The following is a 16141-nucleotide window of genomic DNA, read 5'->3' as shown; positions in this document are numbered from 1 at the left end:
TGTATAGAATTTTTATTAGTTAAGGAAGTGGATGGATGAGTTTATTAACGTATACTGAAGAATTTTTTAATTATGTAAGGGAGTTTTTACTTTTAAGATTTTTGCTATTTGCTTTAGTTTTAATCATTATTTCGTTTGTAATAAACCGTATTATTGATTGGTTTTTTAGGAAATCAAGCTTTTTTGATGAAGAGGTAGAGCAGACGATTCAAAGTGTAATTCGATCTATTTTTAGATATATCATTATCATCAGTCTTATCATATATTTAATTAGCCAATTTGTAGATATAAAAAGTATTATTGCAGGTGCAGGGATAGCTGGAGTTGTCATCGGTTTTGCTGCACAACAGATGTTAAAAGATGTTATATTAGGCTTTGCAAGATTAGCGGACAAAGAGTTTCGAGTTGGTGATTTTGTAACTTTTAACGGAACAAATTCAGGAACTATTGAAGAGATTAGTATTCGTTTTATGCAAATACGTGAATGGTCAGGAAAATTACTTACCATCCCACACGGAGAGATTAGAACGATACAAAATTTTAATAAAGGATGGATGCGTGTAATTGAACGCATCACGGTAAGTTATCAGGAAGATCCAACAAGAGTGAAGGAATTGTTAGAAGAAGTATGTGTTATATGCAATGAAAAATTGGATCAAACTCTTTATAGAGTAGAGGATGAGGCTGTTGAACCATTTAAATACGTCGGTGTTACAGACTTAAATCCTAACCTGAAATATGTTGGCTATGAATTTTGTATTACAGGTTTAATAAAGCCAGAAGATTATTTTGAAACTTCTAGACAAGTAAGATTTGAATTAATGTCTATATTCCATAAGAATCAAGTGCAAATGCCGGCAGCGAATATGGTTGTTACTACTGAAAGTTTACAGCATATTCATGGTGGACAATCTTTATCGGACAGCTAAAGTAGAATCGCTTGTTAACAAAAATTCTGATTCCAACATTGGATAGAATAACAATAATAAAATGATTGATATAAAGAAAGGGCTGAAGGAATTCGGTTCTTTTTTTATTTATAGAATTTAGAAATTTCTTAATGTTATAATTGTAGTTGGTGATGAGAATGAACTTTGAAGAAAAAGAGATGCATCGTTTAGAAGCATTAAAAGAAATTGCTGAATTATTAAATGAAGCAACAAACTTACAGGATATGTTAGAAAAAGTGTTGCATACATTGTTACAAGTAATGAATTTACAAACAGGGTGGATATTCTTTATTGATGAAAGTGGAAAGCATAGCATGCTTGTAGACGAAAATTTACCAGAGGCTCTTACGTGGCAAGAGAAGAAGCCGATGTGTGAAGGAAACTGTTGGTGTGTAGAACGTTTTGTGAATGGGAGATTAGAAAAAGCGACTAATATTATTGAATGTAAGCGAATAGAAGATGCAATTGAATGTAATTGGGGAGAGACAGAAGATGTTACACATCATGCGACAATTCCGCTTAGGTCTGGATCAGAGAAATTTGGCCTATTAAATGTAGCCGCGCCTCATAAGACACATTTTTCTGAGGAAGAGTTAGCGTTATTAGAATCAATTGCATTTCAAATTGGAACGACAATACAACGTATTCAATTAGTTGAGAAAGAACGTAAATATGTAGTGGTAGCGGAAAGAAATCGACTTGCACGTGATTTACATGATTCAGTAAAACAATTGTTATTTTCTATTATGCTAACAGCAAAAGGTACTTTGAATATGACGCAAGATAGAGAATTGCAAGAGATGTTAAGTTATATTGGAGAATTATCACAAGAAGCATTACAAGAGATGACGTTATTAATTTGGCAATTAAGACCTGAAGGATTAGAGAAAGGATTAGCAGAAGCAATTCAAAATTACGGGAAGTTGTTAGGAGTTCAAGTGGAAGTTCGAATTGATGGGATGGTTTCAATTGGGGATGAAATAGAAGAAGTTTTATGGCGTATTAGCCAAGAGGCGCTACATAATTGTAAAAAGCATGCTTCGTGTGAAAAGGTACATGTTCTTTTAAAAATAGAAAATAACCAGTTATTTTTTTACATAGAAGATAATGGAATAGGATTTATACAAGATCAAGTAAGGGAGTCAGCACTTGGCCTGAAAAGTATGAAGGAACGTATTCAATTAATGAAGGGATCGTTTCAAATTATAACAGAGCTGAGAAAGGGTACAAAAATAGAAATTCAATTGCCGATTTGAAGGGGAGAATAAGATTGAAGATTAAATTGCTATTAGTTGAGGATCATCATATCGTTCGAAGAGGACTTGTATTCTTTTTGAAAACGAGAGGAGAATTTGAAATTATTGGGGAAGCGGAAAATGGCGAAGAGGCATTACATTTCGTGCAAAAAGAAAAACCAGATGTCGTACTAATGGATGTATCAATGCCGAAAATGGATGGAATTGAGGCGACAAAACGTCTAAAGCAATACGATGAGACGATAAAGGTACTTATATTAAGTAGTTTTTCAGAGCAAGATTATGTTATACCAGCACTTGAAGCTGGAGCAGATGGTTATCAATTAAAAGAAGTACAACCTGAGCAACTTGTCGCTTCTATTATTGCAGTACAACAAGGAAATGCGAATTTTCACCCGAAAGTAACACCTGCATTAATGGGGCGTTCCGCAGTAAAGAAGGAAATAGAAAATCCTTTTTCAATGTTAACGAAAAGAGAGCAAGAGGTACTTCGTGAAATTGCGAAAGGAAGAAGCAACAAGGAGATTGCAGCAGAACTTCATATTACAGAACAAACTGTGAAAACACACGTTTCAAACATTTTAGCTAAATTGGAAGTGGATGATCGTACGCAAGCCGCATTATACGCAGTGAAACATGGGGAGAATTATTCATAAGTATGAATAATTCTGTTATATCGTATGACAGAATACATAGGAGCAATTAAAATTTATAGTAATCCCTAATATAGGTTTTTCTTCTTTTAATAATTAGGTACAATAAAGTGAAACTCTAATCAGGGGGGACCATCCCCACTGATGATTAGTTAAACTAATCGATTTTTACAGGATAAAGCTACGATGGAAGGGGAAGATATGCTATGCCTGGTACAAGAAGTGGGATTGGAAAGATTCAGGCTTCGTTAAATGGTTTATCACCGAAATTGCGAAGTATTGCCGAACATATTTTGAAACATCCACAAGATGTTGTACATAAATCTATTACAGAATTAGCTGAAGTTACGAATAGTTCCGAAGCTACGATATTCCGCTTATGTAAACACCTTGGTTTGCAAGGTTTTCAAGATTTAAAGATTACATTAGCCCGTGAAATTGTACATACACCAATGCAAAATATTCATGAAGAGGTATCAGCAGAAGATAGTATGGTAACTGTTGCTAAAAAAGTTTTTCATTCGCATATTACAGGACTGCAAGATACTTTACATTTGCTAAATGAAACAGCACTTGAGCAGGCTGTACGAGCCTTGCAAGAAGCAAGTCGAATTGAGTTTTATGGAAATGGTGGCTCTGGTATTATTGCGATGGATGCGTATCATAAGTTTATGAGAACGGGTATTTCTTGTATCGCTCATACTGATTCGCATTTTCAAATTATGGGAGCAGGTTTACTCTCGAAAAATTCAGTTGTTATTGGCATTTCTCACTCTGGTAGCAATAAAGGATTACTTGAAGCATTAGAAGTAGCGAAAGCAAGAGGGGCCAAAATTATTGCGATTACGAGCTATAAGAAATCAGCATTAAGTCAACTTGCTGATATAACGTTATATACATCAACACGTGAGACTGAGTTCCGCACAGAAGCAAGTTCATCACGATTAGCACAGTTAAGCTTATTAGATACTTTGTATGTAGGGTTGTCGTTGCAGCGACAAGAGGAAACGCTTAAAAATTTACAAAGTATACGTGAAACGATTTCGATGAAGCGAATATAAAAAAGCTCTTCAAATGAAGAGCTTTCAGACTGTAGACAAACTATTTTTGGAGAGTTCAAATGCTAAAAATAGTTTGTCTCGTATTTTATGGATAATTTATCCAATTACATTTATATGTAGTGCTTTCTATATATAATTTACTATAAGTGAGGAAGGTGTCTTATGAAAATATCCGTTTATGTTGCAAGTGCATTTAGCAAGGATCATAAAGGCGGAAATAAAGCAGGAGTGGTATTTATTGAGAATACAAATACATTGACCACTACTCAAAAAATGACAATAGCGAAACAACTGGGTTATGCGGAAACCGCATTTATATCAGAATCTGAAATTGCTGATTATAAATTTGAGTATTTTACTCCAAAAGAAGAAGTTGATTTATGTGGTCATGCCACAATTGGCTCTTTCGCGATACTGATGCATTTAAATAAAATTTTCAAGAATCGCTATACGATTGAAACGAACAGCGGTGTTCTTACTATTACCATAACAGATGACATCATATTCATGGAACAAAATAAACCGATATTCTATGATGTTGTATCTCCAAATGAGTTCACCGACTGTTTTGACATTAAAGATATAGACAATAAATACCCAATCCAAATTGTCTCCACGGGCTTAAAAGATATTTTAATTCCTATAAAAAGCGAAACACAATTACATGCACTGAAACCTAATTTTGAAAAAATTAAAGAAATCAGCAAGTATTATAATGTTGTTGGGATGCATCTATATACTTTTAATGACAATCGAATTATATGCAGAAATTTTGCTCCACTATACGACATTAATGAAGAAGCAGCGACTGGAACTTCAAACGGTGCATTAGCTTGCTACCTTTATGAACAGCACTATTTGCAAAAAGAAGTCTATGTATTTGAACAAGGTTATTCTTTACACTCGCCTTCCGAAATATTAGTTAAATTAGCAACCAATAGCAAAAATAAAATAGAAAAAGTTTATGTTGGCGGTAAAGGCTATTACTGTGAAACTAAGTGTTTAAATGTAGAAAATATTGAGTAAAGAGCTTTTTTTTATCGTTGAGAAGTTTGTTAATTTATTTTCTTTTCTTTTCTTTTAGAAATGTATGACTTACATATAGTCAGTGATAAACTCTCATTTTTAAAAATTAAAAATAAAGACCGATTTGTGTAATGATTCAAATATTGTTCATAATTTCACAATTTGTTTATGAAGTGTCATGTTATGATGAACATGTAATGATGATTGAATACTTAAATTTGGTACGGTAACTAGCCAAAGTAGTGAGGAAAGTAGTTGTGAGATAAACTCATTAAAACGCTAGAACACTAAAGGGGAGATCACATATGAAAGCAGTAGTGGTTAATAAAAACAGCAAAGCAAACATCGAAGTGGTTGAAAAAGAATTACGTCCGTTACGCTCAGGTGAAGCGTTAGTAGATGTAGAGTATTGTGGAGTTTGCCACACTGATTTACACGTTGCGAATCATGATTTTGGTAACACTGATGGCCGTATTCTTGGTCATGAGGGTGTAGGTATTGTTACGAAAATAGCTGATGATGTTAATTCGCTAAAGATAGGTGACCGTGTAAGTATTGCATGGATGTTCCAATCTTGTGGACGTTGTGAATATTGCGTAACTGGTAGAGAAACATTTTGCCGTGAAGTTAAAAACGCAGGTTATTCAGTAGATGGTGGTATGGCTGAACAATGTATCGTTACAGCTGATTATGCGGTAAAAGTACCAGAAGGATTAGATCCTGCTCAAGCATCATCAATTACATGTGCTGGTGTAACTACATATAAAGCTATTAAAGTATCAGATATTAAACCTGGTCAACCTATTGTAATCTATGGCTGCGGTGGATTAGGTAACTTAGCTATCCAATATGCTAAAAATGTATTTGGTGCAAAGGTAATCGCAGTAGACATTAATGACGACAAATTAGCCTTAGCGAAAGAAGTTGGTGCTGATATGACTATCAATCCAATTTCTCAAGGTCCTGCTGATAAAATTGTTCAAGAGGAGCTTGGTGGCGCTTATGCTGCGGTAGTAACAGCAGTCTCTAAAGTAGCCTTTAACTCAGCAGTTGATGCAGTACGTGCTTGCGGTAAAGTAGTTGCAGTAGGGCTACCAGTAGAAACAATGGACTTAAACATCCCGCGACTTGTACTGGATGGAATTGAAGTAGTTGGTTCTCTAGTTGGTACTCGTAAAGATTTGGAAGAGGCGTTTATGTTTGGGGCAGAAGGAAAAGTAGTGCCGGTTGTTCAAACTTGTTCGCTAGATAAAGTACAAAATGTATTCGAAGAAATGGAACAAGGTAGAATTCAAGGGCGTATGGTAATTGATTTTAAAAAACATAATTGTGATTGCAAATAATTCACTTTAAATATAAAAATTGTGAGTCTAGCAAAGGACATGTAAAAAAAGTTAGACGGCATAAAAAGATGATCCCTGTATTTAATAGGGATCATCTTCTTTATTTTCTACTAATATCGATGCCAATTAATACTTGATTAATGAGAAACGATTAAAGGTTTACTTTATTTGCAAACGAAAAAGAATCTTTATGTTTAACAAATTTTTTATGATCTGGAACGTTTTGAATTGCTACAATTTGCGAATCTCTTGCTTTCAGTGCATCTTGAATCCCGATGGTCATAAGCTTAATAAATAGAATCGTAATAAAGAATGAAGCGAGAGTATAAAAAATAATCCACCATGAAAGATTCATTTCATTACGATTTAATCCAATAAGGCCTGCCCAATCATTAGATAGAGAAACAGGTTTGAGCACTCCGTCATAGAGTTCACGCATTTGTATGCCGCCAATTACAATGTTAAGCAACGCTAAATGGATAACGAGTATGAGTGTTTGGACGATATGTTCCATAAATAATACAAATAAGCGGTCAAGTAATAAGACTCGTAAGTGTTTTTTAATAATATGAAAACGACTAGCCCCCAGTAATTGTGAACTTAAGATGTAATCTTGTTTCATAAATTCATCAACCTCTGAGGATATGTATAAAGAAAGTGTAGGCAGAGCGACGAAAATAAGTACGAGTACTTGATAAAACGTAAATGAAATATTTGGATCTACCCCATCAGCATTTGACGTGATTACAATATTAACGGGCGTGATAAGTATGAATGCGATAAATAGAGTTGGAATATAATAAAAAACTTCTGAGCATGACTGGAAAAATCTCTTGAGTTTTGGAGCAAATAAACTTAAGAGGATTCCTATACATGTTCCGCATAAAATTCGAAAGAAGCTAATTGCCACGGCTAATAAAATAGTAAATTTTGCTCCTTCTACAATTTGTAAGAAAACAGACTCTCCAAAACGATCAGATCCAAAAGGTGGAATTAACGAAGGCGGAAAGGGGGCCTTTCCAAGTAATTCGTTATTTTCATTGTAAAGTAACTGAGGAGGTTTTGGGATGTTATCTTTAAAGAACCAACTATAAATAAAACTAGCTGAAATAAGTATGAATAAATAAGTAAAGCCGATTAAAAAGCGTTTTGATTTCCAAATAGATTTCATAATGATACTCCTTTCAATTGCTTTTTCCATCTATTCATCATGAATGAGATTATTTGGAAAATGGCGTAAAACGGTAAAATAATCATAACAAGTATAATAAATGTAGCTGGAGGTGAAACAAACGCCTTATTAAATAAAAATTGAATAATGCCTTCCATATTAAAAACAAATTCTAAAATGAATAAATTAGAAAGTAAGAAAACAAAAATCGTTTTTAAATGGTGGAAGAAGTGGATAGATATATTTTTGAATAAATGAATGGATAATATATAACTTGATGAAAGGCCTTTTCCATATGCAACCTCTACGTAATGTTTTCCTTGTTCTTCTTTTATGTATAACACCATCATCCGAAACATTTGTAATGTAGGTAAGACAGCTAATGATAAAATAGGGAGTAAATAAGCTCGATTTTCATTAAAAGAAATAATAGTGACAGGAGATTCCCCAAATTTCTGAAGTACCCATATGAAAAATATTTGCAAACAAATCATCATCATCATATCAGGGACAGCTTCTAATATGAACACAATTCGGTTTATCCATTTTTTTATATAATCTTTTGCTAAAAAATAAAAAAATGCCGTGCTAGATGATAAAAAGAGAGCAAGAAAAAAGGCTAAAAATAATATAGTAAATGAATATAGGTAAGGTTCTAAAACAGTTGGAAATAATGGTGTTTTTTTGAAATGGCCAAACTTCGGGTCGGATCCTATAATCACTAATGATTCAAGGGAGAAGACCTGTTTTAACATGGTAACGATCTGATTAAAAAAATAAATTGGTTGAAAGGTAAATCCTTGTTGAGTGATAAATAAATAAGGTAAATTTAATAATAGTAAGAGTGATAAAAGAATTGATGAAAGCTTAATTGTGAATTGAGATATTGTATTTAACATTAAATCCCTCCGACATCTTTTTACAACATTATACAATAAATTCTATATTATTGTTTTATTTTTCTGAAAAATAAAAATACTGTTGAATTTTATAGTATGCAAGATATATTTACAAGATAAAAAAGTAATAGTAGGGGCCGCGCTCTATTTTTATCAAGACAAAAGGACTAGTGAACTTAAAACAATAAACAAGAGCAAAATGCACAGAATTTTCATTCTGCGGGTAGTTACTTTTCTTGGCTTGATAGCGATATTACGTGACCGCTAAAAATGAATATTGCTTTTCAACTCTTTCTTCATGCAAATGAGTAGAACGTATGGAGGACTATGTATGTGTTGTTAATGAGAGGAAAGAGTGTATTGCGTAACGAATATAACGTAATTTTACCGCAAGGAGTAGCTAAATTTAGTGTATAAGTGAAATGGAATGAGTAGATTTATTTTTTTATATGAAAAAAATTTTCTTTTTATAACTTGATAAATGAAAAAATATTTTATATACTAATTCATGTAAACGGTTTACTAAATCGTATTTTGCTAGAAATGAAGGGAAGATTCGCATGGAAACAAGGGGGAGAGTAATCGGGATTGATATCGGTACCACAAGTACGAAAACGGTTGTGTTCACAGAAAAAGGAAAAGTCATTGCATCACATGCAATCGATTACCCAATTATTCAACCGAACGTCGGATGGGCTGAGCAAGATCCTGATGTAATATGTGCCGCTGTATACAAAAGTGTAAGCGTTGCCATCGAAAAGGGTAATGTATTACCAGAAGATATTTCTTCAATCGGTATTAGTACAGCTATGCACGCATTAATTGCAGTAGATGAAAATGGTGCGCCATTAACGCGTTCTATCATTTGGGCAGATAATCGAAGTACGAAGCAATCAGAAAAATTATTACAACAAATGAATGGGCATGAAATTTATAGACGTACAGGTACACCAATTCATCCGATGTCACCACTTTCTAAATTGTTATGGATGAAAGAAGAGGAACCAGAGTTATATACAAGTGCTTATAAATTCATTTCCATTAAAGAGTATGTGATTTACCAATTATTTTCACGCTACGTAGTTGATTATTCGATTGCTTCTGCTACGGGGTTATTTAATTTAGAAACATTAAACTGGGATGAAGATGTTTTAACTATGTTACATATGTCACCAGAACAATTATCAACCCCTGTACCAACTACATATATTTTATCAGGTATGAAGCCAGAATTAGCACAGAAGATGGGGATAAGTGCAGAGACACCAATTGTCATAGGAGCAAGTGATGGGGTTCTTGCAAATGTAGGAGTTGGGGCGATATCACCGGGTGCGGCTGCAATTACCATTGGAACGAGTGGTGCGGTTCGAACAATCTCATCAAATATAAATACAGATGAGAAAGGGAGAACGTTTTGTTACGCATTAACAGATGAGCACTGGGTAATCGGTGGTCCAACGAATAACGGCGGAATATTACTGAGATGGTTACGTGATGAATTTGGTAGTCCAGAGCAAGAAGTAGCAAGAAAGCTCGGAATTGATCCTTATGATTTATTAATTAAATATGCAGAAAGCGTACCAGCTGGAGCGGATGGGCTATTGTTCTTACCTTTCTTATCTGGAGAACGCGCACCTTACTGGAATGCAAATGCTCGTGGCACATTCTTTGGAATCAATCTTCAACATAAGCGAGAACATTTTATACGTGCAGTGATGGAAGGTGTTTGTATGAGTGTATATTCAGTAGCACTCGCAATTAGAGATTGTACAGGGCCACTTACTGAAATACGAGTTTCAGGAGGGTTTGCGAAATCTGCATTTTGGAGACAAATGTTGTCCGATATGATGGGGAAAGAATTGCTTGTACCTGAAAGTCATGAAGCATCTGCGCTTGGGGCAGCGGCAGTTGCTTTATATGCTGTAGGAAAAATTGATTCTCTTGAAGAGGTAAAGGATTGGATTGATATTGTTCATCACCATGTACCGAATAAAGAAAATACGGCTATATATTTAGAAATGTTTTATATGTATGAACGACTTTACAATCGCTTGAAAGAAGAATTTGATTGTATAGCTGCTTTCCAACGTAAATAATAGGGGGATTGGGAGAAATGGTAGTTGGGATCGTACTAGCGGCAGTTGTCATACTACTTTTACTTATTACGGTAGTAAAATGGCATCCATTTGTCGCATTAATTTTAACAGCAATTGGTGTAGGATTAGCAATGGGAATGCCTTTAATTGGAACTTCACCAAAAGATCCAGGAATTATTGATTCTATTAAACTAGGGCTTGGTAATACGTTAGGATTTTTAGCAATAGTTTTAGCACTAGGAACGATGCTTGGAAAAATGATGGCCGAATCTGGTGGTGCTGAACGTATCGCTAACACATTAATTAATCGTTTTGGGAAGAAACGAGTTCACTGGGCGATGATGTTCGTTGCATTTTTAGTAGGGATTCCGGTATTTTTCCAAGTTGGATTTGTCCTATTAATTCCGTTAGTATTTACAATTGCGTTAGAAACTGGGGTATCACTTATTACAATCGGTATTCCGCTAGTAGCAGGACTGTCAGTCGTACACGGACTTGTTCCACCGCATCCAGCGGCAATGGCGGCAGTTGGTATTTTTAAAGCAGATGTAGGGAAGACAATTTTATATGCATTAATTGTCGGACTTCCAACTGCAATCATATCAGGTCCACTTTACGGGAAATGGATTGGAGCTCGTATACATAAGGAAGTACCGTTAGATATAGCGGAGCAATTTGCTGAAAAAGATAATAAAAAAGAGCTTCCTAGCTTTGGGAATACATTGTTTACAATTTTACTTCCAGTATTTCTTATGCTTGGTGCATCAATAGCAGAAGTTGCATTAAATAAAACGAGTCAACTAGCACAAGTATTACACTTTACTGGAGATCCGATTGTCGCTTTATTAATTGCAACTATTTACTCTTTCTTTAGTCTTGGATATGCAAAAGGTTTCTCGAAAGATAAAGTATTACAATTTACAAATGATTGCCTTGGTCCAATTGCAAACATATTGTTAGTGATTGGTGCAGGCGGCGCATTTAATAAAGTACTATTAGATTCTGGAATTGGAACGACAATTGCAGATATGGCGAAAGAATCGCATATTTCACCGATATTATTAGGGTGGGGAATTGCGGCACTAATCCGAATCGCAACTGGATCGGCAACTGTTTCTATGATGACAGCAGCTGGAATTGTAGCACCGATTGCAGCAAGTATACCTGGTGTAAATGTTGAATTACTAGCACTTGCAACAGGCGCAGGGTCATTAATTTTATCACACGTGAATGATTCAGGATTTTGGATGATTAAAGAGTATTTCGGAATGACTGTGAAAGAAACATTATTAACATGGACTGCAATGGAGACTATATTATCTGTAGTAGCGCTTGGGCTAATTTCGATATTAAATATATTTGTATAGAATAGGAGATTGATTAATATGAAACTAGGTTTAATTGGATTAGGAAAAATGGGATTTCCATTAGCTGAACACTTACATGAAGACAAGCACGAAGTAGTTGTATACGATGTAAATAAAGAGCTTGTTGAAAAGGCAGGAAAACTAGGAGTTACTGCACGTCATACATTAAAAGAAATGATCGCTGAATTAGAAGCACCTCGTACAATTTGGGTAATGGTGCCTGCAGGAGAAGTTGTAGAGTCAGTACTAAAAGATGTATATCCATTATTAGATGAAGGTGATATCGTTATTGAAGGCGGAAATTCATTCTATAAAGATACGTTACGCCGTGCTGAAGAAGCGAAAAGCTTTGGGTTACATTATGTAGATATCGGTACATCAGGCGGTGTAGAAGGCGCTAGATATGGTGCTTGCTTAATGGTTGGTGGAGAAAAAGAAATTTACGACCAATTAGAACCTTTATTTAAAGATTTAGCAGTAGAAAATGGCTATTCTTATGCTGGCCGCGTTGGTAGTGGTCATTTCTTGAAAATGGTTCATAACGGTATTGAGTACGGCATGATGCAAGCAATCGCTGAAGGATTTGAAGTACTAGATAAGAGTGACTTTGATTTCAATTATGAAGATGTTGCAAAAGTATGGGCGAACGGATCAGTAATCCGCGGTTGGTTAATGGACTTAACTGAAAAAGCATTTGCAGATGATCCTAAACTTGATGGCATTAAAGGTGTAATGAACTCTTCAGGAGAAGGGAAATGGACTGTTGAAACTGCGCTTGAGTTACAAGCAGCGGCACCAGTAATCGCGATGTCATTATTTATGCGCTATCGTTCTCAGGAAGATGATACATTCCATGGAAAAGTAGTTTCAGCACTACGTAATCAGTTCGGTGGACATGAAGTTGTAAAAAAATAAGGATGTTTTTGAAAAGAAACTTGTGCATAAGCGCAAGTTTCTTTTTTATAGTTTAAGAAATTACTAATTTACAAATACCAATCAATCATCGTTTTGTTGTCACAAATGACAGCTTCAACATTCATTGATTGAACAATATATTCTATATTTTCTTCTTTAGCTAATAATAAGGTTGTAAAGGAATCGTATATACTCATAAACGCATACTCATTGTCTTCGCCAGTAATAATTAACTCATTATTGCTAATGTCCCAAATATCTAATGGAGTAGTATTATTTACCTGTAATAATCCGTTTGTATCAAGAATTGGTTCAGAGAAATATAGATTTCTTGCACCTCTAGAACCGAGGAGTTTAAGTAATTTGTGTAATAAAAATATAGACGTATAATCTTCTGTTGGATAATAAAAATCTTTTTTAAGTTTGAATGTAGCTTTTCAGCTAAATCCTCTCTTTTATATTCTTCTGAAAAGGCACTAATGGAAGTCAACATGGCCATTGCTAGGTCTGCGTATGAATGTAATCCACTACAAGACATCATTTCCTTCCAAGAAACGGACTTCCCATTATGAATGATTTCTTCAGCGCTAGGATAGATGTGCTCATATGGTCTTTTTCTCACAGACTTTTCCCATCCTAAAGGCATTTGGACAAAAGGATGTAGCAATATAGCTGCAGATTTAAAGTTTCTTGGTAGTTGTTCTAAAATTGGTGATTTGTCATCTAGCCAAATGTAATCCAACAAAATATAACCTCCTCTTAGACTTTGAAATGTACGGATTCCCGTATTATGTTTTTTTATATTGATTGTATCAAATATAAAGCGAAGCATGAAATATGTCCCAACATAAAAGTAAGAATAAATAAAATGAAGTTTTCATAAATAGTAAAAGGGTGCTTATGTCATCAGTATAGCTAAAAAATGTTGTTACATATGAGAAGAGCGTGTTAATAAAATATGAGGTGGTTAAATGGGAAATGAGCAAGTGAAGTCTGTAAAGGAAGAAAAAAAGTTATGTCTTTGTATGATCGTCAAAAATGAGTCTAGAATTATGGAAAGATGTTTAAATGCAACAAAATCAATTGTAGATTATGTTTCTATTTGTGATACTGGATCGACGGATAATACGCCTGAAATTATTGGAAATTGGTGTAAGGAAAATGAGATACCTGGGACAGTTCATCATGAGCCGTTTAAAAACTTTGGTTATAACAGAAGCTTAGCAGTTTCATTAGCGCAAAAAACATATCCAGAAGCGGATTATTTATTAATATTAGATGCGGATATGATTTTAGAGGTTGATCCGAATTTCGATAAAACGAGCTTAACGGAAGATCATTATCTTACATTGCAATATGATGTTCATATTAAATATTGGCTTACACGTCTATTAAAAGCTTCTTTACCATGGAAATCTGTCGGTGTTACTCATGAGTATTGGGATATAGATCGTTCAAAAGTTGGAGCGAATTACAATACGAGGGTAGATCGGTTAGAGACTCTTGTCGTGAATGATCCCGGAGATGGGGGGAGTAAAGCTGATAAATTTGAAAGAGATGAGAGGTTGTTGTTACAAGGAATAAATGACCCAGAAACAACGCCAGATTTGCATATAAGATATTTATTTTATTTAGCCCAGACTTATTTTCATTTAAGTCAATTTGAAGATTCGATTAAATGGTATAAAAAACGAGTGGAAGCAGGGGGATGGGTTGAAGAGGTATTCTATTCGTTATTGCGAATAGGATTTTGTTATGAGCAGTTAGCAAATCGTTCAGCAAATAAACAAAATGAAGTGACAGATGCTGATGAAAAAGAAAATGTTAAAGGGCAAGAAGAGCAATATTTAGCATTAGCTGTTTTTTATTTTCAAAAAGCGTGGGAATATAGACCAACTCGGGCTGAGCCATTATACCAACTTGCAAGGTTGTATCGATTACGATCTCAAAACAATATTGCTTTGATGTATGCTCTGCAAGGGAAGGAAATTCCTTTTCCAAAGGATGATCTTCTATTTGTAGATTATCATGTGTATGATTACTTATTTGACTATGAAATTTCTATTAGTGCTTTCTATATACCTCATAAAAAACATTTAGGGGCCGTGTCGCAAAAGTATTTGGAATCGATTAAAGAAGAGATTCCATTTCATATAGCAAATATAGTAGAGAATAATGCGAAATTTTATTAAATACATTTTCGGTTAAAGGAGTAGTGGAGTAATCATGGAATTAATGCGATGGGCGATTGAACTAGGAGAATCGGTGCATGGAAATACGTATGAAGAATTGATGCCACTACTAGACTATTATTATGATCGTGATCATTTAAAAGCGTATTGTATCGCAAATCTTCTTTTAAACATGGATGTATTAGATGAACATCGTGAAAGAATCGAATTAAGAAGATGCATCGCTGCTTATTATGCTGGATTATATAAAGTAGCAAGAAAACATGCAAATGAGTTAGCACTTAAACATCCGGATGTAGATTTATATAAAAATAATTTAAAATTAATGGAAGCTTATTTGAATAAAGAATATGATTATTGTCTTTTTATATGTCCAAAGACATACGGTAGTTTCATAGATGTTGCGCGAGCTTTAAAGTGGCGGTTGGAGCAGGAGGGAAATACAGTAATTATATCAGAAACAATACTGGAAAATGTAAAGAATACAGTTGTTTTTGGAGCACATACATACGCATATAACCCGAATCTTCTTCCGAAAGATGCAATTATTTATAATTTAGAACAGCTATACGAAGGAAGTCCATATGCGCACCCCCTTTATTTAATATTATTAAAAGATAGAGTGATTTGGGATTATAGTAAACAAAATATAGAATGGCTAAAACAAAAAGGGGTAGGAAAAGAAATAAAACATGTAGAAATGAACTATGCTCCAACTTTGGAAATAAAAAAAGATGCATTTGAAGATGAGATTACTGAAGATATTGATATTCTGTTTATAGGTGCCCTTAATCCGAGGCGGCAAGCTATTTTTGATCATCTAAAAGCGATTGCCCCGAATTTAAATATAGTTTTTAAAAATAATGCGTGGGGAATTGTTAGAAATGAATTGATTGCTAGAGCTAAAATTATATTAAATATTCATTTTTACTTATCAGGAATTCTTGAAACACCTCGCGTGTCTTATGCAGTCGCAAATAAGAAATTTATTATTTCCGAAAATAGTAATCCAGAAGATGAGGTAGAGTGGCCGGGAATTGTATTTACTCCGTACGAAAAAATAATTGAAAACGTAATGAAATATATAGAATTACCAGAAGAACGGAAAAAATTAGCGGAAAAAGCATATAATCATTTTGAAGCAAATGAAAGTTTAGGTACATTGAGTCTGAGAGATGAAACAAAGTAATTATACGAAACTCATACGAAAGT

The 16141-nt window shown here is 34.3% G+C and carries 13 protein-coding genes and 1 pseudogene; 11 read left to right on the top strand and 3 right to left on the bottom strand.

Annotated features, from left to right (window positions below):
• Nucleotides 1-35 precede the first annotated feature (35 nt).
• The 6 genes from N2V92_RS24065 to adhP all read left to right on the top strand — a co-directional run bounded on the left by N2V92_RS24065 (nt 36) and on the right by adhP (nt 6289).
• Nucleotides 36-929, top strand: a complete 894-nt coding sequence (locus N2V92_RS24065) for a mechanosensitive ion channel family protein (protein ID WP_000055429.1) — start codon at nt 36-38, stop codon at nt 927-929.
• Between the two features lie 179 nt (nt 930-1108).
• Nucleotides 1109-2206, top strand: coding sequence for a two-component system sensor histidine kinase CasK (gene casK, locus N2V92_RS24060; RefSeq protein ID WP_170264794.1), 1098 nt, complete (start codon nt 1109-1111; stop codon nt 2204-2206).
• Nucleotides 2207-2220: 14 nt separating this feature from the next.
• Nucleotides 2221-2862, top strand: a complete 642-nt coding sequence (casR, locus tag N2V92_RS24055; protein WP_170264790.1) for a two-component system response regulator CasR — start codon at nt 2221-2223, stop codon at nt 2860-2862.
• A 203-nt stretch (nt 2863-3065) separates the two neighbouring features.
• Complete coding sequence (locus N2V92_RS24050; RefSeq protein WP_001119645.1) at nt 3066-3920, top strand: MurR/RpiR family transcriptional regulator; 855 nt, start codon at nt 3066-3068, stop codon at nt 3918-3920.
• Between the two features lie 162 nt (nt 3921-4082).
• Nucleotides 4083-4946 carry a PhzF family phenazine biosynthesis protein gene (locus N2V92_RS24045; protein WP_016098469.1) on the top strand — a complete coding sequence of 288 codons (864 nt, stop codon included), beginning with the start codon at nt 4083-4085 and terminating at the stop codon, nt 4944-4946.
• A gap of 305 nt (nt 4947-5251) precedes the next feature.
• Nucleotides 5252-6289, top strand: coding sequence for an alcohol dehydrogenase AdhP (adhP, locus tag N2V92_RS24040; RefSeq protein ID WP_000649140.1), 1038 nt, complete (start codon nt 5252-5254; stop codon nt 6287-6289).
• Nucleotides 6290-6440: 151 nt separating this feature from the next.
• Here adhP and N2V92_RS24035 read toward each other — a convergent pair whose 3' ends face one another.
• Both N2V92_RS24035 and N2V92_RS24030 read right to left on the bottom strand, forming a co-directional pair.
• Nucleotides 6441-7460, bottom strand: coding sequence for an ABC transporter permease (locus tag N2V92_RS24035; protein ID WP_000836579.1), 1020 nt, complete (start codon nt 7458-7460; stop codon nt 6441-6443).
• Nucleotides 7457-8359, bottom strand: coding sequence for an ABC transporter permease subunit (locus N2V92_RS24030; RefSeq protein ID WP_000935300.1), 903 nt, complete (start codon nt 8357-8359; stop codon nt 7457-7459). The genes N2V92_RS24035 and N2V92_RS24030 overlap by 4 nt, the downstream gene beginning before the upstream one ends.
• 560 nt (nt 8360-8919) lie before the next feature.
• Between N2V92_RS24030 and gntK the strand changes: the two genes are divergently transcribed.
• Genes gntK through gnd form a run of 3 tightly spaced genes read left to right on the top strand, consistent with a single transcriptional unit; the run spans nt 8920 to nt 12737 of the window.
• Nucleotides 8920-10455: a gluconokinase gene (gene gntK, locus N2V92_RS24025; protein ID WP_000449998.1), complete on the top strand. Its 1536-nt coding sequence runs from the start codon at nt 8920-8922 to the stop codon at nt 10453-10455.
• 17 nt (nt 10456-10472) lie between these two features.
• The gene (locus N2V92_RS24020) at nt 10473-11822 is read left to right on the top strand and encodes a GntP family permease (protein ID WP_016077775.1); all 1350 of its coding nucleotides are present in this window, start codon (nt 10473-10475) and stop codon (nt 11820-11822) included.
• Between the two features lie 18 nt (nt 11823-11840).
• Nucleotides 11841-12737, top strand: a complete 897-nt coding sequence (gene gnd / locus N2V92_RS24015) for a phosphogluconate dehydrogenase (NAD(+)-dependent, decarboxylating) (RefSeq protein WP_016077774.1) — start codon at nt 11841-11843, stop codon at nt 12735-12737.
• A gap of 68 nt (nt 12738-12805) precedes the next feature.
• Here the strand turns inward: gnd and N2V92_RS24010 are convergent.
• A pseudogene (locus N2V92_RS24010) lies at nt 12806-13569 on the bottom strand (DUF2711 domain-containing protein).
• A gap of 139 nt (nt 13570-13708) precedes the next feature.
• Between N2V92_RS24010 and N2V92_RS24005 the strand changes: the two are divergent.
• Both N2V92_RS24005 and N2V92_RS24000 read left to right on the top strand, forming a co-directional pair.
• A complete protein-coding gene (locus N2V92_RS24005; protein WP_000526233.1) occupies nt 13709-14929 on the top strand; it encodes a glycosyltransferase in 1221 nt (406 codons plus the stop codon).
• A 34-nt stretch (nt 14930-14963) separates the two neighbouring features.
• Entirely contained in the window at nt 14964-16118 is a 1155-nt protein-coding gene (locus N2V92_RS24000) for a hypothetical protein (RefSeq protein ID WP_000422331.1), read from the top strand.
• The last annotated feature ends 23 nt before the right edge of the window (nt 16119-16141 follow it).

The organism is Bacillus sp. CH_48 (assembly GCF_038008465.1).
GTDB classification, from domain to species: Bacteria; Bacillota; Bacilli; order Bacillales; family Bacillaceae_G; genus Bacillus_A; species Bacillus_A thuringiensis_S.
The sequence above is the reverse complement of the archived record's forward strand: the minus strand, read 5'-3'. Positions and strand labels throughout refer to the sequence as shown.

Excerpts from the sequence above, each read along its gene's own strand:
- N2V92_RS24065 (WP_000055429.1), top strand. The coding sequence starts at position 36 with ATGAGTTTATTAACGTATACTGAAGAATTTTTTAATTATGTAAGGGAG.
- casK (WP_170264794.1), top strand. The coding sequence starts at position 1,109 with ATGCATCGTTTAGAAGCATTAAAAGAAATTGCTGAATTATTAAATGAA.
- N2V92_RS24050 (WP_001119645.1), top strand. The coding sequence starts at position 3,066 with ATGCCTGGTACAAGAAGTGGGATTGGAAAGATTCAGGCTTCGTTAAAT.
- N2V92_RS24045 (WP_016098469.1), top strand. The coding sequence starts at position 4,083 with ATGAAAATATCCGTTTATGTTGCAAGTGCATTTAGCAAGGATCATAAA.
- adhP (WP_000649140.1), top strand. The coding sequence starts at position 5,252 with ATGAAAGCAGTAGTGGTTAATAAAAACAGCAAAGCAAACATCGAAGTG.
- N2V92_RS24035 (WP_000836579.1), bottom strand. The coding sequence starts at position 7,460 with ATGAAATCTATTTGGAAATCAAAACGCTTTTTAATCGGCTTTACTTAT.
- N2V92_RS24030 (WP_000935300.1), bottom strand. The coding sequence starts at position 8,359 with ATGTTAAATACAATATCTCAATTCACAATTAAGCTTTCATCAATTCTT.
- gntK (WP_000449998.1), top strand. The coding sequence starts at position 8,920 with ATGGAAACAAGGGGGAGAGTAATCGGGATTGATATCGGTACCACAAGT.
- N2V92_RS24020 (WP_016077775.1), top strand. The coding sequence starts at position 10,473 with ATGGTAGTTGGGATCGTACTAGCGGCAGTTGTCATACTACTTTTACTT.
- gnd (WP_016077774.1), top strand. The coding sequence starts at position 11,841 with ATGAAACTAGGTTTAATTGGATTAGGAAAAATGGGATTTCCATTAGCT.
- N2V92_RS24005 (WP_000526233.1), top strand. The coding sequence starts at position 13,709 with ATGGGAAATGAGCAAGTGAAGTCTGTAAAGGAAGAAAAAAAGTTATGT.
- N2V92_RS24000 (WP_000422331.1), top strand. The coding sequence starts at position 14,964 with ATGGAATTAATGCGATGGGCGATTGAACTAGGAGAATCGGTGCATGGA.